The sequence below is a fragment of the Rhodococcus rhodnii NBRC 100604 genome, from assembly GCF_001894925.1.
GTDB classification, from domain to species: Bacteria; Actinomycetota; Actinomycetes; order Mycobacteriales; family Mycobacteriaceae; genus Rhodococcus_F; species Rhodococcus_F rhodnii.
The window spans coordinates 3,708-28,778 of record NZ_BCXD01000015.1 but is presented as its reverse complement, the minus strand read 5'-3'; the positions used below and the strand labels follow the sequence as shown (position 1 = coordinate 28,778).

Annotated in this window: 1 protein-coding gene (cut by a window edge); it reads left to right on the top strand. The window is 72.4% G+C overall.

Translation table 11 applies throughout. The annotated features are described in order from the left end of the window. Positions 1 to 25,071 carry the 3' portion of a non-ribosomal peptide synthetase gene (locus tag RR1_RS12560; RefSeq protein ID WP_010838340.1) on the top strand. The gene continues 8,715 nt to the left of window position 1, outside the view, so the window shows 25,071 of its 33,786 coding nt (coding positions 8,716-33,786); the start codon falls outside the window, past its left edge; it ends in the stop codon at positions 25,069 to 25,071.

The following is a 25,071-nucleotide window of genomic DNA, read 5'->3' as shown; positions in this document are numbered from 1 at the left end:
GTCGGCATGTTCGTCAACACCGTCGTGCTCCGTACCCGGGTCGATCGGGCCGCGTCCTTCGGCGCGGTGATCGACGCCGTGCGCGCGGCCGATCTCGACGCCCTCGCCCACGGCGGGCTGCCCTACGAGACGGTCGCCGACGAACTCGGCGGACCGTCGCTGTTCGACGTCATGCTCTCGTTCCAGAACAACCCGTTCGGCGACGTGCGGTTGCCCGGCCTCGACGTGAGCGTCGTCGACGATCTCGCGCCCGGCGCGAAGTACGACCTCACCCTGACGGTGTTCGACGATCCGAACGAGTCGGGCTCGCGCACGATCCGCCTCGGCTACGCGACCGACGTCTTCGACGACGACACCGCGGCGCTGCTCGCGCAGCGTCTGCAGTTGCTGGTCGCAGCCGTGACGGCCGATCCGGACCGGCGCATCGACGACATCGACCTGCGCACCGACGCCGAAAAGCGGACGGACAGCGCCTCCCTCGACGACCGCACGTCCCCCCAAGACAACACGTCCCCCCAAGACAAGGAGCCGACCATCTCCTCCGCGCCTCGGCCGCGCCACACCGCAGCAGATCTGCCGCGTCTCCTCGAATCGGCGGCGCGCATCGCTCCCGACTCGATCGCGGTCTCGCACGACGGTGTCGCGGTGACCTACCGCGAGTTCGACGAGCGGCTGCGGATGGTCGCCGAGCCGATGGCGCAGCGCGGGATGAGTGCCGACGCGATCGTGTCGGTCGTCCTGACGGGGCTCGTCCCCACGATCGTCGCGGCGCCACCGACGCCCGACGGCCGTGACGGCTTCGGTGCCGTGCTCGACGGCGTCATCGCGGACGCCGCTGCCCTCGCGTCGGAGAACGGTCGTGACGACGAGACGCCGGGCTTCCTCGAGTCCGCGATCGCGCTGTCGCGGACGAACGGCCACACGCCGGTGCCCGCGGCACCCACCGAGCCGGAGCTGCTGTCGTACGTCGCGGCCTGGTCCGCGTCGGTCGATGCGGCGCCCGGTGCACCGGTACTCGTCGATCCGGACGGCGTGGTGTGGACGCGCCGCGAACTCGACGAGAGCGCGGGGCGGCTCGCGCGGCTGCTGCGGGGCGCCGGGGCCCGGCACGACGGCGTCGTGGGACTCGTGGTTCCGCGCTCGGCGCAGTGGATCGTCGGAATGCTCGCGTGCTGGAAGGCGGGCGTCGCGTACGCGCCGCTCGATCCGGAGTGGCCGCTCGCGCGGATCGCCTCGATCGCGGCGGACGCCGGACTCGCCGCGATCGTCGCGACGCGCGACTGGGCGGACGCGGCCGACTCGCCGGTCCCGGCGATCGTGCTCGGAACCCCCGAGACGGACGAGGCGCTCGCGTCGGCGGAGCCCGTCACGGGCGACCCGTGGGCCGACGCGTCCGCGGGCGATCGGCTCGCGTACGTCGTCTCGACGTCCGGCTCGACCGGCAGGCCCAAGCCGGTGCTGGTGCCGATGCGCTCGATAGTGAACATGTACGGCTGGTACCGGGACGCCGTCGCGATGCGCGACGGACTCGGTGTCGTCGTCGCGGGGTCGCCCCTGTTCGACCAGACGCAGAAGAACGTGTGGGTGGCGCTGGGCCACGGCGGCGTCCTGCACATCGCGCCGCCCGCGTTCGATCCGCGCGAGGTCCTGCGGATCGCCGCGCGCGACGACGTCGGCGTCGTCAACCTCGCGCCGAGCGCGCTCGAGGTCGTCGCCGATCTCGACGACGCCGGTGTGCTGCGCACGCTCGACGTGATCGTCGCCGGCGGCGAGCAGCTCCAGCCGTCGACGTGTGCCCGGCTCTTCGGATCCGATGTGCGCCTGCTCAATCCGTACGGCCCGACCGAAGCGGCGGCGACGGCCGCGGCGTACGAGGTCGACCTGTCGGCGGAGGACGCCGAGGACTGGCCGGTGCCGTTCGGTACCGCGATCGACGGCGTGGCGCTGCGCGTTCTCGACGACCGCCTGCGCCCCGTGCCCTCGGGTGTCACGGGTGAGCTGTACATCGGTGGTGTGGCCCCCGCGCGTGGTTACGGAGCGATGGCGGCGGCGACCGCGTCGCGCTTCGTCGCCGATCCCGCGGGCGGGCCGGGGGCCCGGCTGTACCGGTCGGGCGATCTCGTCCGGCGCAGGACCGACGGCGATCTCGTGTTCGTCGGCCGCGCCGACTTCCAGGTCAAGATCCGCGGCATGCGCGTCGAACTCGGCGAGATCGAGGCGCACCTCGCGGCGCACCCCGCCGTGCTGCACGCGGCCGTGATCCTCGCCGCGACGCCGCAGGGCGACCGGCTCGTCGCCTACGTCTCGCCGCGCGACGACGCCGAGCTCGACGTCGAGGACCTGCGGCGGCACGCCGCGGCCGAGCTGCCCGAGCATCTCGTGCCCGACACGATCCAGGTGCTGGCCGACATGCCGCTCACGTCGAGCCTCAAGGTCGACCGGCGTGCGCTGCCCGAGCCCGAATTCGACGACACCCCTGTCGATCACGTCCCGCCGCGCACCGAGGCGGAGCATCTCGTCGTGAACGTCCTCGCCGACGTTCTCGGCCGCGATCGCGACGAGATCGGCGTCGATCGGTCGTTCTTCTCGCTCGGCGGCAACTCGCTGTCCGCCGCGCGCGCCGCGGCACGGCTCGAGGAGGCCGGCGGCCGGGAGATCTCGTTGCGTTCGTTCTTCGAGGCGGCGACCGTCGCCGAGCTCGCCGAACTCGTGGGTGGCGAGGGCGGCCCCGCGGTGGACTCCGTGCACGCCGTGAACCCCGTGACCGCGGTGCACCCGCGGCCCGACCCGATCCCGCTCTCGCCCGCGCAGCAGCGGATGTGGGTCCTCAACCGGATCGATCCGCTCTCGCCCGCGTACAACGTGCCGCTCACCGTGCGGCTGCGCGGACCTCTCGACGTCGACGCGCTCGTGGGCGCCGTCGGCGACGTCGTGCGCCGCCACGAGATCCTCCGCACCGTGTTCCCCGAGGCGGAAGCGGGCCCGCACCAGGTGATTCTCGATCCCGCCGACGCGACGCCCGAGATCACTGTCGTCGACGTGGCCGAGCGGGACCTCGAGTCGGCGCTGTACGACCTCGGCGCTCGCGGCTTCGACGTCCGCGACACGGCACCGGTGCGGGTCGGCCTGCTGCGGGTCGGCGACGACGATCACGTCCTCGCGCTGATCCTGCATCACATCGCCTCCGACGGCGGCTCGGGTGTGCCGCTCGCACGGGATCTCATGTCCGCGTATTCGATTCGTCTAGAGAACGGGAACACGGCCGACTCTGCCGTCCTTCCCGCGCTGGACGTCCAGTACGCCGACTACGCGATCCGGCAGCGCGAGCAGCTCGGCGACGAGAGCGATCCGTCGTCGCGTGCGCACGGGCAGATCGAGTTCTGGCGTGGGGCGCTCGCGGGCGTGCCCGAACCGATCGAGTTGCCGCTCGACCGGCCGCGGCCGCAGAACCGCACCATGGCCGGCGCGTTCACCGACTTCACGATCGACGCCGATCTGCACGCGCGCGTCACCGCACTCGCGCAGCGCCACGGCGTCTCGACGTTCATGGTCATGCACGCCGCGCTCGCGATCGTCCTCGCCCGCACGAGCGGGACGACCGACATCGCGATCGGCACCGCGGTCTCGGGGCGCGCGCGTCCCGAACTCGCCGAGCTCGTGGGCATGTTCGTCAACACCCTCGTGCTGCGCACCGAGGTCGCCCCCGACGCGACCGTCGAGGACCTCCTGGCGCAGGTCCGGTCCGTCGACCTCGCGGCGTTCGACAATCAGGACGTCCCGTTCGAGATGCTCGTGGACGCACTGCGCCCGCAGCGCTCGACGTCGTACGCGCCGCTCGTCCAGGTCGCGCTGACGCATCAGATCGGTGGGCTCCCGCCGGCGCGCTTCGGCGGCCTCGACGCCGAGGTGGGCGCAGTCGACGTGCGCTACAGCAAGTTCGACCTCACCTTCGACGTCCGCGAGAGCGCGCCCGGTGACGAAACCGGGGGAGCGGCCGGAGTCGTCGGATTCGCGACCGAGATCTTCGATCGGTCGTCGGTCGACGCTCTCGCCGCACGCTTCGTCCGTGTGCTCGGCGAGATCGTGCGAGATCCGTCGGCCGCGACGGGTGACCTGGACCTGGTCGACCGGGGCGAGCTCGCGGGCCTCGTGCCGGCACGCGGCGAGGCCGGGCCCAAGCCCGTGCTGCTCGCGGAACTGATGCGCACCGCAGCGCGCCGCAATCCCGACGGCGTGGCGCTCGTGTCGTCTGCCGGCCGGGTGACCTACGCCGAACTCGACGCGCGGTCCAATCAGATCGCCCGCGAACTGATCTCGCGCGGCGTCGGTCCGGAGACGCGGGTCGCGCTGGGCATGACGCGGTCGCTCGATTCGGTGACCGGCATCTGGGCGGTCGCGAAGACCGGCGCGGCGTACGTGCCCGTCGATCCGCGCTATCCCGACGAGCGCATCGCCCACATGATCACCGATTCCGGTGTGCGCGTGGGACTGTCGGTCGCCGCCGAGGCCGAAGGCCTGCCGAGCGAGGTCGACTGGATCGTGCTCGACGATCCAGCGTTCGTGCGTGCTCGTCGCGGCCGCTCGGCGGATCCGATCGCGGAGGACGAACTCGTCGCCCGCCCGCGCATCGACAACACCGCGTACCTCATCTACACGTCCGGAACGACGGGACGGCCCAAGGGCGTGGCGGTCACGCACCGCGGCCTCGCGAACTTCGCGGCCGAACAGCGCGGCCGGTACGGGCTCACCGCGAACTCGCGCGCCCTGCACTTCGCGTCGCCGAGCTTCGACGCCTCGGTCCTCGAACTGCTGCTCGCGCTCGCGGCGTCGGCGACCCTGGTCGTCTCGCCGACCGACGTCTACGGCGGACCCGAGTTCGAGGCCTTCCTCCGTCGTCATCGCGTGACGCACGGCTTCCTCACGCCGTCGGTGCTCGCGTCGATCGACCCCTCGGATCTGCCCGACTTCCGTGACGTCGTCGTCGGTGGCGAGGCGTGCCCGCCCGAGCTCGCGGCACGCTGGTCCGTCGGCCGCCGCCTGCACAACGGCTACGGACCCACCGAGACCACGATCATGACGAACATCAGCGATCCGCTGACCCCGGGCGGGCCCGTCACGATCGGCGGACCCATCGCGGACACGCGGGCCGTCGTTCTCGATCGGCGACTGCACCCGGTCCCGTTCGGTGTCGTCGGCGAGCTCTTCCTCGCCGGTGCCGGCCTGGCGCGCGGCTACCACGCTCGCCCGGCCCTCACGGCGGCACGCTTCGTCGCGGATCCGTTCGAGCCCGGCGGCCGGCTCTACCGCACCGGCGACCTCGTGCGCTGGACGCTCGTCGACGGAGTGCCCGCCATCGCGTACCTGGGCCGATCCGATCAGCAGGTCAAGGTGCGTGGGTTCCGCATCGAACTCGGCGAGATCGACGCAGCCGTCGGCTCTCATCCCGATGTCGACTTCGTGACGACCTCGGTCGCCGAGAGCCCCACTGGCGACGCGATCGTCGCCCACGTGATGGCAACGCGTGGAACCGATCTCGACACGGCTGCCCTGCGCGACCACATCGCGGCGTCGCTGCCGAACCACATGGTGCCGAGCGTGTTCGTCGTGATCGACGCCGTGCCGCTCACCCCGGTCGGCAAGCTCGATCGGCGTGCCCTCCCGGCGCCGGAGTTCGCCGCGCCCCAGCGTGGCTCGCGCGGCGCGGACACCGATCTCGAGCGGGCCGTCGCCGACGCGTTCGCGGACGTCCTGGGCATCCCCGCGGACGCGATCGGGGCCGAGGACTCGTTCTTCGATCTGGGCGGCAACTCGCTCGCGGCGACACGTGTCGTCTCCCGCATCGCCGACGCGCTCGGCGTCGCCGTCCCCGTGCGCGACGTCTTCGAGGCGCCGTCGGTCGCCGCCCTCGCGCAGCGCCTCGCCGACGATCCCGCGGCCGCACGTCCGCCGGTGACGGCGGGACCGCGTCCCGCACGCGTTCCGCTCTCGCTCGCGCAGTCGCGGATGTGGTACGCGAACCGGTTCGACCCCGAATCGGCGCGCTACACCGTCCCGTTCGCGCTGCGGCTCACCGGCCGGCTCGATCACGACGCGCTCGCCGCGGCACTGCGCGATGTCGTCGCGCGGCACGAGACGCTGCGGACGGTCTACCCGGACGACGGCAGCGGTCCCTCGCAGGAGATCCGCGACGTGGCCGACGTCGACGTGTCGGTGCGGCGCGAGACGGTCGCGGCCGGTGAGCTCGAGGCCGCGATCCGTGACATCGTCTCGGGCGGCTTCGATGTCACCACCGATGTCCCGATCCGTGCTGCCGTGCTCGACGTCGCGACCGGCGACGCGGGCAGGGGAGACGAGCACGTGCTCGTCGTCGCGATCCACCACATCGCCACCGACGGTTCCTCGCTCGCACCGCTCGCACGGGATCTGGTGGGCGCGTACGGCGCTCGTGCGGCGGGCGATGCACCGGGATGGACTCCGCTGCCCGTCCAGTACGCCGACTACGCGCTGTGGCAGCGCCGCATCCTCGGCCGGGTGGACACGCCGGGTTCGGCTGCCGCGCAGCAGATCGCGTACTGGCGCGAGACGCTCGCGGAGGCGCCCGAGGTGCTCGAGCTGCCCGTCGACCGACCGCGGCCGACGGTGCGCGACGGCGTCGGCGGCAGGGTGCCGTTCACGGTTCCCGCCGACGTCTGGACGCGGCTCGAGGAGTACGCGCGGACACAGGGTGCGACGCCGTTCATGGTCGCCCACGCCGCGCTCGCGGCGCTGATCGCACGGCTCACCGGTGGCTACGACGTCGTCGTCGCGACGCCCGTCGCGGGACGCGGCGACCGCGCACTCGACGACCTCGTGGGGATGTTCGTCAACACGCTCGCGCTCCGCACGCGGCTCGACGCCGCGGCGAGCTTCGACACCGCCGTCGAGCGCGCCCGCACCGGCGATCTCGACGCGTTCTCGCACGCCGACGTCCCGTTCGAGCAGGTCGTGGACGCCGCGGCACCGAAGCGGTCCGCGGCCGTGCCGACCTTCGCGCAGGTGATGTTCTCCTTCCAGAACCTCAAGCGGCCGCACGTCGAGTTGCCCGGGCTCCGGGTCGAGGCCCTCGAGACCGACCTCGCGACGACGAAGGCGGAACTCGCGTTCGCGCTCGAGGACCGCGGCGCCGCCGCTCCCGACACGGATGTGGCGGGCCGGCTGTCCTACGCCGTCGACGTGTTCGACGAGGAGACGGCGCACTCGATCGCGCAGCGTTTCGTCGCCTTCCTCGGCCGCGTCCTCGCGGATCCGACGGCGGCCATCGGCGATGTCGACCTGCTCACCGACGACGAGCACGGCACCGGTTCCAGCGAATCCGGCACCGAACCGGATGCCCCCGAACAGGAACTCGCGGAACAGGAGCTGCTGGAGCGGCCGCTCTCGGAGCTGCTGCGCACCGCCGCGGAACTCGATCCGACGGGCGTCGCGCTCGCGCACGGGACCGCCGAGGTCACGTACGCGCAGCTCGACGAGAAGGCGGGCGAGCTCGCCCGCACGCTCGGTGCTGTCGGCGTCGGACCCGACGCCGCGGTGACCGTCGCGATCTCGTCGCTGCTGCCGGGCCTCCTCGAGTCCGAGGGTGACGGCTTCGCACAGACGCTGGCGTCGCTGCTCGCGTCGATGATCGCCGATGCCTCCCAGGCCGGCGCACGCAGCGACGGCAACCGCACTCTCACACGGCGTTTCGAGGCGCAGGCGGCGCAGACACCCGATGCCGTCGCCGTCACCGACGGAACGCGGTCGCTCACGTACGCCGAACTCGACGACGCGTCTGCGCGGCTCGCGAGCGTCCTGATCGCCCGCGGCGCGGGCCCCGACGCGCTCGTCGCGGTCGGTCTCGGCCGCACGGTCGACCTCGTCGTCGCGCTCACGGCGGTCCTGCGCTCGGGTGCGGGATACCTGCCGATCGACGTCACGTACCCCGCCGAGCGGATCCGGTTCGTGCTCGGCGACGCGAGTCCCGTCGCGCTCGTCACCGACCGCGAGTCGGCCGAGGCGCTGCCGGATCTCGGCGATCTCGCTGCGGCCGTGGTCGACACGGACGATCCCGAGGTGCAGCGCGAAGTCGCCGAGGCAGACCCCGGCGCGCTGGACGCGCTGCGCGCACGGCCGAGTGCAGCGAATCTCGCGTACGTCATCTACACGTCCGGCTCGACGGGGCGGCCCAAGGGTGTCATGGTGCCGCACGGCGCCGTCGTGACCCTGCTCGACCGGACCGATTTCGACTTCGGGCCGGCCGACGTGTGGACCCTCTTCCACTCGTACGCGTTCGACTTCTCGGTGTGGGAGATCTGGGGCGCGCTGCTGACGGGCGGACGGCTCGTCGTCGTCGATCACGCGACCTCGCGTGCCCCCGACGAGTTCCGCGCGCTGCTCGCACGCGAGGGCGTGACCGTCCTCAACCAGACTCCGTCCGCGTTCTATCAGCTCTCCGCCGCCGATCGCGGTGCCGACAGCGACGATCTGGCGCTGCGGTACGTGATCTTCGGCGGCGAGGCGCTCGAACTCGCACAGCTCGCGAAGTGGTACGAACGCCACGACGAGACCCGGCCACAGCTCGTGAACATGTACGGCATCACCGAGACGACGGTGCACGTCACGGAGCAGCCGCTCGGCCGCGATTTCGCCGCGGCCCGTTCGGCATCGGTGATCGGGCGCCCGATCGACGGTCTGCGCGTGCACGTCCTCGACGCGCGGCTGCGTCCCGTGCCCGCGGGCGTCCAGGGCGAACTGTACGTCTCGGGCGGCCAGCTCACCCGCGGCTACCTCGCGCGTCCCGACCTCACGTCGACGCGGTTCGTCGCCGACCCGTACGGCGAACCCGGCGCCCGGCTCTACCGCACGGGCGACGTCGGCCGCTGGAACCGGCACGGCGAGCTCGAATACCTCGGCCGCTCGGATCATCAGGTCCAGTTGCGTGGCTTCCGGATCGAGCTCGGCGAGATCGAGTCGGCGCTCGTGCGCTCGGACGACATCGCCGCCGCCGCGTGCCTCGTCGTTCCCGGGCCGTCCGGCGCCGACGCGCTCGTGGCCTACGTGGTGCCCGAGCAGCAGCGCCCGCTCGACCGCGACGCGGTCCGGTCACGCCTCGGCGAGTTCCTGACGTCGTACATGATCCCGGACGCCGTCGTGGTGATCGACGCGATGCCGATGACGACGAACGGAAAGCTCGATCGCGCAGCGCTTCCCGCGCCCGAGTTCGCGTCGTCCGCGGCGGAGTACGTCGCGCCGCGCACGTCGCTCGAGCGCGCCGTCGCCGGTGCGTTCGCCGAGGCGCTCGGTGTCGAGCGCGTCGGCGCGACCGACTCGTTCTTCGACCTCGGTGGCAACTCCATCACCGCGACCCGTGTCACGACGGCGCTGCGCCGCAGGACCGGCGCCGACCTGTCGGTCCGCGAGTTCTTCGAGCGGCCCGTCGTGAGCGAACTCGCGCATCACCTGGAGGGCGCCGCGGGCAGTGCAGGCACCGGCCCGGTGCTCGCACCGCAGCCGCGCGGCGAGCGCATCCCGCTCTCGCTCGCTCAGCGGCGGATGTGGTTCGTCAACCAGTTCGACACCGGATCACCCGCCTACAACCTGCCGCTCGCGGTGCGGGTGAACGGCGGCATCGACACGGCGGTGCTGGCCGACGCGTGGCGCGACGTCCTCGAACGTCACGAGACCCTGCGAACCGTCTTCCCCGCCTCGGGCGACGACGCGCATCAGCTCGTGCTGGACGCCGACAGTGAGGATTCCGCGCCGATCGTGCGCGACGTCGTGTCCGAGGACGAACTCGTCGCCCACCTGCGCGAGATCGCGGGAACCGGATTCGACGTCACGCGCGAGCGCCCGGTGCGCGTCGCGTGCCTGCGGCTGCCGGCCGCGGAGCAGGACGTCCCGGACACCGAACGAGACGTCGTGCTGCTGTTGGTCGTTCACCACATCAGTGCCGACGGCGCGTCGCTCGCGCCGCTGTTCGACGACCTCGTGACCGCGTACGCCGCACGCAGCGCGGGTGCGCCGCCGCAATGGACGCCGCTTCCCGTGCAGTACGCCGACTACACGGTGTGGCAGCGCGCCCGGCTCGGCGACGAGAACGATCCCGATTCGGACGCCGCCGCGCAGCTCGGCTACTGGCAGCGCACGCTCGCGGGGATCCCGGAACTGCTCGAACTCCCGACCGTGCATCAGCGGCCCGCCGTCGCGTCGATGCGCGGTGGCAGCGTCGACTTCACGATCGATCCGGCCACGACCGCCCGGCTCGCCGAGATCGGCCGCAGCGGTGCCGCGACGCCGTTCATGGTGATCCACACGGCCTTCGCCGTGCTGCTCGAGCGGCTGTCGTCCCAGCGCGACGTCGTGATCGGCACGCCGATCGCGGGCCGCGATCACGCCGACCTCGATCGTCTCGTCGGCATGTTCGTCAACACGCTCGCCCTGCGGACGCCGATCGACCCGGACGAGTCGTTCGCCGACCTGCTCGCGCGGGTCCGCAGCATCGATCTCGACGCGTTCGATCACGCGGCCGTGCCGTTCGAGATGCTCGTCGACACGCTCGATCTGCCGCGCTCCACGGGACACCAGCCGGTGTTCCAGGTCGCGCTGTCGTTCGACAACAACGAGCCCGTCGCGATGTCGTTGCCCGGCTTCGACATCCAGGCTGTCGACGCGCCGTTCGAGATCGCCAAGTTCGACCTGCAGCTCAGCGTCGGTGAGCGGACGGGCGAGGACGGCTCCGCAGCGTTCGCGTGCCGCCTCACCTACGCGACGGATCTGTTCGACGGTCCCGCGATCGACCGCCTCGCGCAGCGCTTCCTGCGGATCCTCGACGCCGTCGCGCTCGACGAGAGCGCCGTCGTCGGCGACATCGAGATCCTGTCGGACGACGAGCGGACGCTGCTCGCGCCGGTACGGGGAGCCGTGCCGGTGGCGGAGCGGACGCTGCCCGACCTGCTGGCGCTCGGTGTCGCGCATTCGCCCGACACCGTCGCCGTCACGTGCGGCGGCAGCGCACTCACCTACCGGGAGCTCGACGCCCGTTCCACTGCGCTCGCCCGCGTTCTCCTCGAGTCCGGTGCTGCCCCGGAACGGTATGTCGCACTGCTCGTCTCGCGTTCGGTCGAGTCGATCGTCGCGATCTGGGCGATCGCGAAGACCGGAGCTGCGTATCTCCCGATCGACCCGACGCTCCCGAGCGATCGCGTCGACCACATGCTCTCGGACGCCGGCGTGAGCCTCGGCGTCACGGTGCGCGCCGCGGAGCGAGCCGGTGCCGAGCACCCGGGCGTGCACTGGATCGTGCTCGACTCCGACGAGACCGTCGTCGAACTCGCGACGCGAAGCACCGAGCCGGTCGGTGATCACGAGCGGCTCGTGCCCCTGAACCCCGACCACCCGGCGTACATCATCTACACGTCGGGTTCGACGGGCCGCCCCAAGGGCGTCGTCGTCCCGCATCGCGGACTCGCGAATCTCGCACACGACGCCCGCGAGAAGTACGGCGTCTCCGCTGCGTCGCGCGTGCTGCACGTCGCGTCGCCGAGCTTCGACACCTCGGTGGGCGAGCTGCTCGCGGCCTTCACCGCGGGTGCGACCCTCGTCGTGGCGCCGCCCGACGTCTTCGGCGGTCACGAGCTCGCGGAGCTCGTGCGCGAGGAGCACGTCAACACCATGGTGATGACGCCGACCGCGCTCATGACCGTCGATCCCACGGGACTCGACTGTGTGCGCACCGTCGTCGTCGGGGGAGACGTCTGCCCGCCCGAGCTGGTCGCCCGGTGGGCACCCGGCCGCACGATGCGCAACGCGTACGGGCCGACCGAGACGACCGTCATCGTCACGATCTCCGACGCCCTCGTGGCCGGTGAGCCCGTCACGATCGGCGCACCGCTGCGCGGCGTCGAATCGCTCGTGCTCGACGACAGGCTCCGGCCGGTACCCGTCGGGGTTCCCGGCGAGCTCTACATCGCGGGCCCCGCCGTCACGCGGGGATACCACGACCGGCCCGGCACGACGGCCGCGCGGTTCGTCGCGAATCCGTACGGCCCCGACGGTTCCCGCATGTACCGCACCGGCGACGTCGTCCGGCGCGTCGACAGCCGGCGCATCTCGTACGTCGGCCGCACCGATCACCAGATCAAGGTGCGCGGCTTCCGTGTCGAGCTCGGTGAGATCGACGCCGTCCTCGGCGGAGTGCCCGACATCGAGTTCGCCGTCACCGTGGGACGCACGAGCCCCACGGGAGACACCGTCCTCGTGTCCTACGTGCTGCCGCGCGGCGGCGCGGACCTCGACACCGAGGGGCTGCGCGACCTGATCGGCGACCGGCTCCCGGCATACATGGTTCCCGCGGCGATCGTGACGATCGACGAACTGCCGTTGACTCCGATCGGCAAGCTCGACCGGACGAGACTGCCCGATCCCGTCAACGCCGAGACCGAGTTCCGGCTCCCGGCGACCGACGAGGAACGCATCGTCGCCGAGGTGTTCGCCGAGGTGCTCGGTGTCGAGACGGTGAGTGTCGACGACAGCTTCTTCGAGCTCGGCGGCAACTCGCTCAGCGCGACCCGCGTCGTCGCGCGTGTGGCCCAGGCCTTCGACACCGACCTGCGGGTGCGGGAACTGTTCGAGGCGCCGTCGGCCGCCGAACTCGCGGCACGCGTCGCCGCGGCGACGGGTGAGCGCGCCCGGCCGCGGCTCACCCGCCGCGAGCGTCCCGAGCGCATCCCGCTCTCGCTCGCGCAGTCGCGGATGTGGTTCATCAATCGCTTCGATCCCGACTCGTCCGCGTACAACGTCCCGCTCGCAGTCCGGCTCACTGGTGCCCTCGATCTCGAGGCGCTCGGCGACGCGATCCTCGACGTCGCCCAGCGGCACGAGACGCTGCGCACCGTCTACCCGGACTCGGCCGACGGCCCGCATCAGGTGGTCCTCCCGGTCGAGCGCGTGCCCGCCACGGTGGAGCCGCGTCGTCTCGACGAGGCCGACGTCCGCCGCGAGCTGACCGAGTTCGTGACCCGCGGATTCGACGTCACCGCCGACGTCCCGCCGATCCGGATCGCGCTGTACGAACTGGGCGAGAACGATCACGTCCTCGCCGTCGTGGTCCATCACATCGCGACCGACGGCGAATCCACCGCTCCGTTCGTGCGCGACCTCATGACGGCGTACGCCGCGCGGTCCGCGCGGCGCAGGCCGACGTTCGTCCCGCTCGCGGTCGACTACGCGGACTACGCGCTGTGGCAGCGCGAGGTGCTCGGTGAGGAGTCCGATCCCACGAGTGCTGTGGCGGAACAGATCCGCTACTGGCGCGGGCAGCTCGCCGGCGTCCCGGATCTGCTCGAACTGCCGGTGGACCGGCCCCGGCCCCCCGTGCAGACGCTGCGCGGCGGCCGCGTCGACTTCGTCGTGCCCGCACAGGTGCGCCGTGCCGTCGACGCCCTCGCGCGCCGTCACAACGCGAGTGCCTTCATGGTCGTGCACTCGGCGTTCGCCGTACTGCTCGCACGGCTCGCGGCGAGCGACGACATCGTCGTCGGCACCCCGACCGCGGGACGTGGTGAGGCCGAACTCGATCCGGTCGTCGGCATGTTCGTCAACACGCTCGCGTTGCGGCTCGGCATCGACGGCGCCGAGTCGTTCGACGCCCTCGTCGACCGCGCGCGTGCGGTGGATCTCGACGCGTTCTCGCACTCGGACGTTCCGTTCGAGCGGCTCGTCGAGGTGCTCAACCCGACGCGGTCGACCGCCCACCACCCGATCTTCCAGGTGGGTTACTCGTTCCAGAACATCACGCGCGCAACGCTCGAGCTGCCCGACCTCACGGTCGCTCCCGTCGAGCCCGAGGGCGAGACGGCGCAGTTCGATCTGCACCTGATCCTCAGCGACACGACGGCCGGCTCCGACGCGGCGGCGGACACGAACGCCGTCTTCACCTACGCGACGGATCTGTTCGACGCCGACACGGTCCGCGAGATCGCGGACGCGTTCGTCCGGCTGCTGACGGCCGCGGTGTCCGACCCCGGTGCGGCCGTGGGTGATCTGCCGATGCTGGGCGAGACGGGCATGCGCGCCCTCACCGCGGCCAACGACACCGAGACGGAACTGCCGCAGCTCACGCTCGCCGACCTGCTCGATCGTGCGATCGCGGCGAACCCCGACGCGATCGCGCTCGACGACGACGCGAGCGGGGAGCGGGTGACCTACCGCGAACTCGGCGAACGGGTCCACCGGGCGGCACGGGTTCTCGTCGACCGCGGTGTCGGCCCCGACGTGCGGGTCGCACTCGCGATGCGCCGTTCGCTCGATCAGGTGATCGCGATGTACGCGGTCGCGGCCGCGGGCGGCGCGTACGTCCCCGTCGACCCCGATCATCCCGCCGAGCGCATCGAGTACGTGCTAGGCAGCGCGGCACCCGCGCTCGTGCTGGTGGCGAACGACGACGAGACGCAGTGGCCGACCGACGCTCTCGTCCTGCGCGCGGCAGAACTCGCCTGCCCCGACGTCACCACCGGTCCGCTCACCGACGGTGAACGTCGCTCGGCACTCCTGCCGGGCCATGCCGCGTACGTGATCTACACGTCCGGCTCGACGGGCAGGCCCAAGGGTGTCGTCGTGTCGCACGAGGCGATCGTCAACCAGTTGCTGTGGAAGCAGCACACTTTCGCGCTGGACGAGGATCGCGCCGTGCTCCTGCGCACGGCCGCGACGTTCGACCTGTCGGTGTGGGAGTACTGGTGGGCCACGGTCTCCGGCGCCCGGCTCGTCGTCGCGACGCCGGACGGGCACGCCGATCCGGCGTACCTCGCCGACCTCGTCGCGCGGGCGGGAGTCACCGACGTCCACTTCGTGCCGTCGCTGCTCGCGGCCTTCCTCGGCGCGGCTCGCGACGACCAGCTGACCGGCCTGGCGCGCATCCTGTGCATCGGTGAGGCACTGCCGACGGCGACCCTCGCCGGAGCCCACGCGCGCACGAGCGCCGACGTCGTGAACCTCTACGGCCCGACCGAGGCCGCGGTGAGCGTCACGTGGCACCGGCCCGAGCGCGGCGACGCCGCACCGCAGGGCGCCGTCACGCCGATCGGCGTGCCCGAATGGAACACCCGGGTCCATGTGCTCGACGAGCGCCTGCACCCCGTTCCGGCGGGTGTCGCGGGTGAGCTCTATCTGTCGGGCGCCCAGCTCGCACGGGCGTACCACGACCGCCCCGACCTCACGGCGGACCGCTTCGTCGCCGATCCGTACGCACCTGCGCACGCCGCCGGCACGCGGATGTACCGCACCGGCGACGTCGTGCGGTGGAACCGCGACGGCGCGCTCGAGTACGTGGGGCGCAGCGACTTCCAGGTGAAGGTCCGTGGTTTCCGCATCGAGCTCGGCGAGATCGAACGCGCGCTGCTCGCCGATCCCGCGGTCGAGGCCGCAGTCGTCGACGTGCACAGTGCGGCCGAGACGGGCGACCGGCTCGTCGCCTACGTCGTCCCGGCGACGGGAACGCTCGACACGGCGGCGCTGCGCGAGACGCTGGGCGCAGTCCTGCCCGGGTACATGATCCCGTCGGCCTACGTGACGCTCGACGCGCTTCCGCTGAACCTCAACGGCAAGCTCGATCGCAGGGCGCTGCCCGAACCGGAGATCGACCTCTCCGCCGACTACGTCGCCCCGCGCGGCCCCGTCGAGGAGGTCGTCGCCGGAGTGTTCGCGGATCTGCTCGGCGCCCCGCGCGTCGGGATCGACGACACGTTCTTCGATCTCGGCGGCAACTCGTTGCTCGCGACCCGTGCCGTGGCGCGAGTGAACACCGCGCTCGACACGGAGTTCGGGGTCCGCGATCTGTTCGAGGCGCCCACGACGCGCGCCCTCGCGGCGCTCGCGCACGAGCGGCGCCGCGCAGGCCGCCCCGCGCTCGTCGCCGGGCCGCGTCCCGAGCGGATCCCGCTCTCGCCCGCGCAGACCCGGATGTGGTTCGTCAACCAGTTCGACACCGACTCCGCGGCCTACACGATTCCGCTCGCGCTCGAACTGCGCGGCACGCTCGACGCCGACGCCGTGCGCGCCGCCGTCGGCGACGTCGTCGAGCGGCACGAGAGCCTGCGGACGTCGTACCCCGACGACGGCGCGGGCCCCCGCGCGCTCGTGCATCCCGCCGAGACGGCGGGCGTCGCCCTCGAGGTCGAGACGATCGCGGAAGACGAACTCGCGCAGCGCGTCACGGCCGTCGTGACGGCGGGCTTCGATGTCACGGCGACGCCGCCCGTGCGCGTCGTCCTGCTCCAGGTCTCGCCCGAGCGGCACGTCCTCGTGCTCGCCGTGCATCACATCGCAGCGGACGGCGCGTCGATGGCGCCGCTCGCCCGCGACATCATGATCGCGTACGGCGCGCGGGTCGGCGGCGAGGCGCCCCCGTGGGAGCCGCTGCCCGTGCAGTACGCCGATTTCGCGCTGTGGCAGCGCGATCTGCTCGGCGAGGAGTCCGATCCGGACTCGCTCGTCGCGCGCCAGATCGAGCACTGGACGACCACGCTCGCCGGGCTTCCCGACGCGTTGCCGCTGCCCTCGGACCGGCCGCGGCCCGCGGTGCGGACCGGCAACGGCGCGACCGCCGAGTTCACGATCCCCGCAGAGCTGCGGGACCGGCTCGACGCGCTCGCGCGCCGCAGTGGCGCGTCGCTGTTCATGGTCGTGCACGCCGCGCTCGCCGTTCTGCTCGCGCGGGTGTCCGGGACCGACGACATCGCCGTCGGCACCGCGACCGCGGGACGCGGCGACGCCGCGCTCGACGATCAGGTCGGGATGTTCGTGGGAACTCTCGTGCTGCGCACCGAGATCGACCGCGGCGAGACGTTCGAGGATCTCCTCGCGCGGACGCGCCGCGCCGACCTCGATGCGTTCACGCACACCGAGGTGCCGTTCGAGCGGCTGGTCGAACTGCTCGCCCCCGAGCGCTCGACCTCGCACACCCCGCTCTATCAGGTCGCCCTCGCGTTCCAGAACATGGAGCGCGCGCGGTTCGAGATTCCGGGTCTCGTCGCCGAGCCCTTCGGCCGCGGGCCCGACGTCGCGAAGTTCGATCTGCAGTTCACCCTCGCGGACGCCGAGGACGGCGGGCTGTACTTCGCCCTCACGTACGCGACGGATCTGTTCGAGCAGCTCACCGCGACGAGGCTCGGCGACCGGTTCGTCGGGCTGCTCGGCGACCTCGCCGACGCACCGGAGCGTGCCGTCGGCGATGTCGGCGTGCTCACGCCGGCGGAGACCGCCGAGCTCGCCCCGGTGCGCGGCCTCCCCGCCGCGACGCCGCGGACCTTCGCGGAGATCCTCGACGCCGCGGCGGCAGCGGATCCGGGTCGCGACGCGATCGTCACGGGTGACGAACGGCTCGACTACCGCGAACTCGACCGGCTCTCCGCGCAGCTCGCGCACACGCTCATCGGCCGCGGCGTCGGACCCGGTGACACCGTCGCGCTCGCGATCGAGCGGTCGCTCGACTCCGTCCTGGCGACATGGGCCGTCGTCCGTACGGGCGCCGCGTTCGTTCCGGTCGATCCGACCTACCCGCGCGATCGCATCGAGCACATGATCACGGACTCCGGTGCGGCAGTGGGCATCACGTCGCCAGGGCGGGACGACGACCTCCCCGGCGGCATCGAGTGGCTGCCGCTCGTGCGCGCCGAGATCGAGGGCGACACGCCGGCACCGACCGATGTCGACCGCGTCCGCCCGATCCGGACCGACGACGTCGCGTACGTCATCTACACGTCAGGATCGACCGGCAAGCCCAAGGGCGTCCTGGTGCCGCACACGGCACTCGCGAGCCTCGTCGAGACCGACATCGAACTCGTGGGCGTGACGCCGGAGTCGCGGACGCTGCACTTCGCGTCGCCGAGCTTCGACGCGTCCGTCTTCGAGTTGCTGCTCGCGGTTTCGGCCGCCTCGACGATGGTCGTGGCGCCGAGCGGAACCGTCGGCGGCGACGAGCTCGTGCGAATCCTGGTCGATCAGCACGTCACGCACGCGTTCATCACGCCGGCCGTGCTCACGACGATCGATCCGACCGAGGTGAGCGAGCTGCGGACGCTGCTCGTCGGCGGCGAGGCGGTGCCACCCGAGACCGTTGCACGCTGGGCGCCGGGCCGCGCGATGTACGACTGCTACGGCCCGTCCGAGACGACGATCTGGGGCACCGCGGGCCGCGTTCGCGCAGGCGAGCCCGTCCTCATCGGTGCGCCGATCCGGGGCTTCGACGTCGTCGTCCTCGACGACCGCCTGCAGCCCGTGCCCGAGGGCAGCTCCGGTGAGCTCTACATCGCGGGTGACGCACTCGCGCGGGGCTACCGCGGCCGCGCGGGACTCACGGCGTCGCGCTTCGTCGCCGACCCGTCGGGCCGTGCCGGTGCCCGGATGTACCGCACCGGCGACGTCGTGCGCTGGGTGCGCGACGCCGAGGGCGCGCTCGCACTCGACTACCAGGGACGCAGCGACTTCCAGGTGAAGGTCCGCGGCTTCCGGATCGAGCTCGGCGAGATCGACGCGGCACTCGCACGGCACGAGGCCGTCGAGTTCGCGGCGACGATCGGGCACGAGCACCCGGCCACGGGGCAGACGCGGCTCGTCTCCTACGTCCACGGACGCGGCGACATCGATTCGGCAGCGCTGACCGAGTTCGTCGCGCAGTCGCTTCCGGCGTACATGGTGCCGTCGGCGATCGTCGTGCTCGGCCACCTCCCCGTCACGCCGGCAGGCAAGCTCGACCGCGCGGCGCTCCCGGAGCCGGTGTTCGGCGAGGACGCCGACGCCGACACCGAGGTGCGCGCGCCGTCGTCGGAGATGGAAGAGGCGCTCGCGCGGGTCTTCGCGCAGGTGCTCGGGCTCGAGCGGGTCGGCGTCGACCAGTCGTTCTTCGCACTCGGCGGCGACAGCATCGTCTCGATCCAGCTCACCGCGCGTGCCAAGGACGCGGGCATCGTGTTCACGGCACGAGACGTGTTCGAGCACAAGACCGTCGCGGGCATCGCGGCCGTCGCGCAGTGGGCGAGCGAGGCCGCCGAGCAGCGGCTCGACGAGGTCGAGGGTGGCGGCATCGGCGCCGTGCCCGCGACCCCGATCGTCCGGTGGCTCACCGAGACGGCCGGATCGTTCGAGCAGTTCTCGCAGGCCGTCCTCCTGACGACTCCCGTCGGCGCGTCCCGTGAGGTCGTCGAGGGCGCCGTCGCCGCCGTACTGGAGCACCACGACATGCTCCGCGCCCATCTCGTGGACGCGGGCGACGACGACGAGACGCCCACGCCGCTGCGTGGTCTGCGGCTCGAAGTTCCCGCACCGGACGAGAGCGCCCCCGTCTCGCAGCTGTTCGAGGTCGTGCGGATCGCCGCGCGGCCGGGAACCGCGGAGTTCGAGCGGATCGCGACGGACGCGATGAACGCCGCGGCCGCGACGCTCGATCCGACGGCCGGCGTCATGTCACGGTTCGTGTGGTTCGAGCCGGTCGATCCGGCACGCAGTGGCCGCCTCCTCGTCCTCGTGCACCACTTCGCCGTCGACGGTGTGTCGTGGCGAATCCTGGTGCCGGACTTCGCGACCGCGGGATCGCAGCTCGCGCGCGGTGAGCGTGTCGAGCTCACCCCGGTCGCGACGTCCTTCCGGACGTGGGCGCACGCACTCGCCGACGCCGCGCACGACGACGAGACACGCGGCGAGCTCGCGCACTGGACCGAGGTCGTCCGGACCCCGGATCCGCTCCTCGGGGCGCGAGCCCTCGACCCGGCCCGGGACGTCGTGCACCGCACCAGGACCGTCTCGGTGCGCTTCGACGAGCGGCTCACCGACGCGCTGCTCACCGACGTTCCCCGGGCAGTGGGCGGCGGCGTCAACGACGGCCTGCTCACCGCGCTCGCACTCGCGGTCGCCCAGTGGCGCGAGCGGCGCGCGATCGCGGACGGCGACGCCCCCGTCGTCGTCGCGCTCGAGGGCCACGGGCGCGAGGAGCACGTCGTCCCCGGCGCCGACATCGGCCGGACCGTCGGGTGGTTCACGTCGATGTTCCCGGTGCGGCTCGCCCCCGGCAGCACTCGTCCCGCGATCGCCGACTCGGCCGCCGCGGGCAGTGCGCTCAAGCGCATCAAGGAACAGATGCTCGCGGTGCCACGCAACGGAATCGGCTACGGCCTGCTCCGTCATGTCGCCGGCGCACCCGAACTCGCGGACGCCCCCGCACCGCAGATCTCGTTCAACTACCTCGGCCGCGCCGGGGGAGTGGAGCTCGGTGACGACGTCCTCGACGCCGGCTGGATTCCGGACTCGTCGTCCGGCTCGTTCGGTGGCGCCGCGGACGACGACATGACGGCACCGGCGCTCGTCGCCGTCAACGCCGTCGTCGGCCGCTCCGCCGAGGGATCGGTGCTCGACGCCTCCTTCGCGTACGCCTCCGAGGTGCTGGGCGAGGACGACGTGCGCGAACTCACCGAGCTGTGGCAGGACGCGGCCAGGTCGCTCGCGCACTACGCGACGAGCACGTCGCGCCGGGCGCTCACGCCGTCCGACGTCCCGCTCGCCGGAGTCGACCAGGCCGCGATCGACGCCGTCGAGGCGCGGTGGCCGGTCCGGGATCTCTGGTCGCTGAGCCCACTGCAGAACGGCATGTATTTCCATGCCGCACTCGCGACGGGCGGGCTCGACGTCTACACTGCGCAACTCGTGCTGCGGCTCGGCGGCACCGTCGACGCGGCGCGGCTGCGGCGTGCGGTCGCGGCACTGCTCGGCCGGCACGAGAACCTGCGGGCGGCGTTCGTCCAGACCGACACGGGAACGCCGGTGCAGGTCGTCGTCGACGACGTCACCGCGCCGTGGGAGGAACGCGACCTCACGGAGCTCCCCGAAGCCGAGCGCGACACGGAACTCGCGCGGCTGCTGCGCGAGCACCACAGTGCGCCGTTCGATCTCGCGAGCCCGCCGCTGCTGCGGTTCCTGCTCGTGCGGACGGCGCCCGGCGAGTACCGGTTCGCCATCACGAACCACCACATCCTGCTCGACGGGTGGTCCGGTCCGCTGATGCTGCGCGAGCTGTTCACGCTCTACGTCACCGACGGCGACGCCACCCATCTCCCGCGCGTCCGCAGCTACCGCGAGTTCCTCGCGTGGCTCGCCGCGCAGGACACCGAGCGCTCGCACGCCGTCTGGCGGGACGCGCTCGCGGGATCGTCGCCGACGATGCTCGCGCCGCACGCACCCGCCACGCAGCGGGAGGCGCCGAGCACGCTGGCGCTCGACCTGCCCGCCGACGTCGCGGGACGGCTCGCGACGTTCGTGCGCGAGCGGGGAACGACGATGAACACCGTCGTGCAGGCGGCGTGGGGTCTGCTCCTCGCCCGCGCGACGGGCTCGGCCGACGTCGTCTTCGGCACGACGGTCTCGGGCCGCCCGCCCGAGATCGACGGCATCGAGTCGATGGTCGGTCTGTTCATCAACACCGTCCCGGTGCGGGTGACGCTCGATCCCGCCGAGACGGTGCGCGATCTCGTCGACCGCATCCAGCGGGAGCAGTCGGCGCTGCTCGGCCACCATCACGTCGGGCTCGCGACGATCCAGCAGCTCGCGGGCGGCGGCGGACTCTTCGACACGCTCGCGGTCTTCGAGTCCTATCCCGTCGACAGCGCGGTGCGTGGCCGCGGCGATCTCGCGGGCATGCGGATCGAGGGCGCCGACGTCAGCGACGCGTCGCACTATCCGCTGACGATCCTCGCGCAGCAGAACCCGGATCTCGACATCGTCCTCGAGTACCTGCCCTCGGTGTTCGGCGACGCCGCGATCACGCGGCTCGCGGAGCAGTTCGTGGCGGCGCTCGCGTTCGTCGCCGACGGCCCGGTCCGCCGGGTGCGGGAGTTCGCTCCCGCGTCGGCGGCGGATCGCGCGCGCACGATGATCGAGTGGAACGGCCCCGACCGGGAGGTCGGCGACGAGACCGTGCTCGACCTGCTCGCCCGCGCGCGGAGCGAGGGAGACGGCGCGGCTGCGGCGCTCGTGGACGACGTCACGACCACCACCGCCGCGGACGTCGACGCCGCGGTGGCGGCGGCAGCGCGTGGTCTCGTGCGGCGCGGCGTCGGGCCCGACGCCGTCGTCGCGATCGCGATGCGCCGCAGCGCGGACATGGTGATCGCGGTGCACGCCGTGCTCGAGGCGGGCGGCGCGTGGGTGCCGCTCGATCCCGACGGCCCCGCGGACCGCGCGGCCGCGGTGCTCGCGGCGGCCCGGCCGGTGCTCACGATCACCGACGGCGGTGAGCACGGCGGTGTGACGGTCGCGGACCTCGTCGACGGTGAGGCCACCGACCCGATCGATCCCGCCGAGCGGAGCGGACCGGTGCGCGGCGAGAACCTCGCGTACGTGCTGTTCACGTCGGGATCGACGGGCACCCCCAAGGGTGTCGCCGTGTCGCATCGTGCTCTCGCGCACCAGTTGACCTGGCTGCGAGACGAATACGGCTTCACGAGCGACGACGCGCTGCTGTTCAAGACGCCGTACACGTTCGACGCGTCGGTGTGGGAGATCCTGCTGCCGCGGACGATCGGTGCGCGGCTCGTCGTCGGGGACGCGGATGCGCATCGCGACGCCGAGCGTATGGCCGAGCTGATCGCCGATCACGACGTGACCGCCGTCCAGGTGGTGCCGTCGGTACTCGGTCCGCTTCTGGACGCGATGCAGGGCAAGGACGTTCGTGCACTGCGCCGGGTCTTCGCGGGCGGCGAGGCGCTCCCCGCCGATCTCGCGCGCCGGCTTCCCGCCGGTGCCGACCTGGTGAATCTGTACGGGCCCACCGAGGTCACGATCGACGCCGTCGCGCAGACCGTCCCCCGTCCGGAGGGTGAGCTACGGGACCACGAGCGAGGCATCGCCCCGATCGGCTCGCCCGCGTGGAACACCCGCGCCTGGGTGCTCGACGACGCGCTGCATCCGGTGCCCGTCGGTGCAGTCGGCGAGCTGTACCTCGACGGCGTCCAGCTCGCGCGGGGCTACGCGGGGGATCCCGCGCGCACCGCCGAGCGGTTCGTCGCCGACCTGTACCGCGGTGCGGGCGCGCGGATGTACCGCACGGGCGACCTCGTGCGGTGGACCGATGCGGGCGTGCTCGAATTCGTCGGCCGCACCGACTTCCAGGTCAAGATCCGCGGCCAGCGCATCGAACTCGGCGAGGTCGAGGCGGCGCTCGAGCGGGTGGACCCGGTGTCACGCGCCGTCGCCGTCGTCCGCGAGGAGGCGGGCGGAGCGACGCTCGTCGGGTACGTCGCGGCCGACGCGGGCACCGAACCGGTGGCCGTGCGCGACGCCCTCGGCGAGCTGCTGCCGCGCTACATGGTTCCCGACGTCGTCGTCGTGCTCGCACAGTTGCCCACGACGCCGAACGGCAAGATCGACCGCAACGCGCTGCCCGCGCCGGAGACCAGGACCGCGAGCACGCGGGCTCCCGAGACCGGCACCGAGCGGATCGTCGCGTCGCTCGTCGCGGAGATCACCGGCCGCAGCGACGTCGGGGCCGAGGACGACTTCTTCGCTCTCGGTGGCGACAGCATCGCGTCGATGTCGCTCGTGTCGCGAGCCCGAGCCGCGGGCGTCCGCTTCACGGCGCGCGACGTCTTCGAGCAGCGCACGATCGCGGCACTCGCCCGGATCGCCGACGCCGCGGTCGACGCCGTGGCGCCCGCGCCCGACGACGCGATCGGGACCGCACCGCTCACCCCGGTCATCGCGAAGACCGTCGAGCGCGGTGGGGACCACCGCGGCTTCGTGATGCCGATGCTGCTCACGCTGCCCGCGGGGGCGGACCTCGCGACCATCGTCGCGGTGCTCTCCCCGGTCTTCGGGACGCACCCGATCCTGCGGTCCATCCTCACGGACTCGTACGTCGAAGTGCTGCCCGCGGATTCGATCACGGTCGCCGATCTGGTGACGCGCGTCGACGTCGAGGGCACCCCGCCCGGCAGCGACGAGTTCGACCGGATCGGTGGCGAGACGTTCGCGGCGGCGGTCGCGGCGCTGCGTCCGCACGACGGCGTGATGATCCGGTTCGTGTGGTTCGACGGCGGCCCCGACGCCGAGGGCCGGCTGCTGGTGGTGCCGCACCACACCGTCGTGGACGCGACGTCGTGGCGGGTTCTGGTCACCGACATCGCCACCGCGGGTGCGGCCGTCGCGGCGGGTGAGCCTGTGCGGCTCCCGGATGCGGGAACGTCGTGGCGGCAGTGGGCGATCGGCCAGCGCGACGCCGCGCAGCGCCGGACCGGCGAGCTGGAGCTGTGGCGGTCGATGGTCGACGGCCCCGACCCGCTGCTGGGGCGCCGCCGCGTCGACACCGAGGTCGATCTGGTGGCGACGGCGCAGCGCACGACGCTCGAAGTGCCTGCCGAGCTGACGGCGCGAGTGCTCGCGCCGCGGACCGACGGCACCGGGGTGCGCGACGTCCTCACGGCGGCGCTCGCCCGCGGCGTGCGTGCGTTCCGCGCCGCGCGGTCGGACGACGACTCGAGCGTGCTCGTCACGCTCGAGGGTCACGGGCGCGAGGAATCCGTCGTGTCCGGTGCCGACCTGTCGAGGACCGTCGGCTGGTTCACGTCGATGTACCCGGTGCGGGTCGACGCGAGTGCCGCCGACGGCGCGAGCCTGGTCCGGTCGGTCCACGAGCAGCTCGACGCGATTCCCGATCGCGGTATCGGCTACGGCATGGTGCGGTACCTGACGGACGAGGGCCGCCGCGTCCTCGGCGGGTTCCCCGAACCGCAGATCGTGTTCAACTACATCGGTTCGGTCGGCGAGAACGACGTCCCGGAGGAACTGCGCGGATCGCCGTGGCTTCCGGACTTCGACAGCCGGATCTCGGGTGGTTTCGAGACGAACCGCATGCCGGTGCAGGCGGTGCTCGACATCCAGTCGGTCGTGCGCGTCGTGGACGGCGAGTCGGTGCTCACCGCGCACGTCTCGTACCCGCCGGACGTCCTCACCGCCGACGAGGTGGCCGAGTTCGGCGAGCACTGGGTCGCGGCGCTGCGCGACGTCACCGAGCAGTAG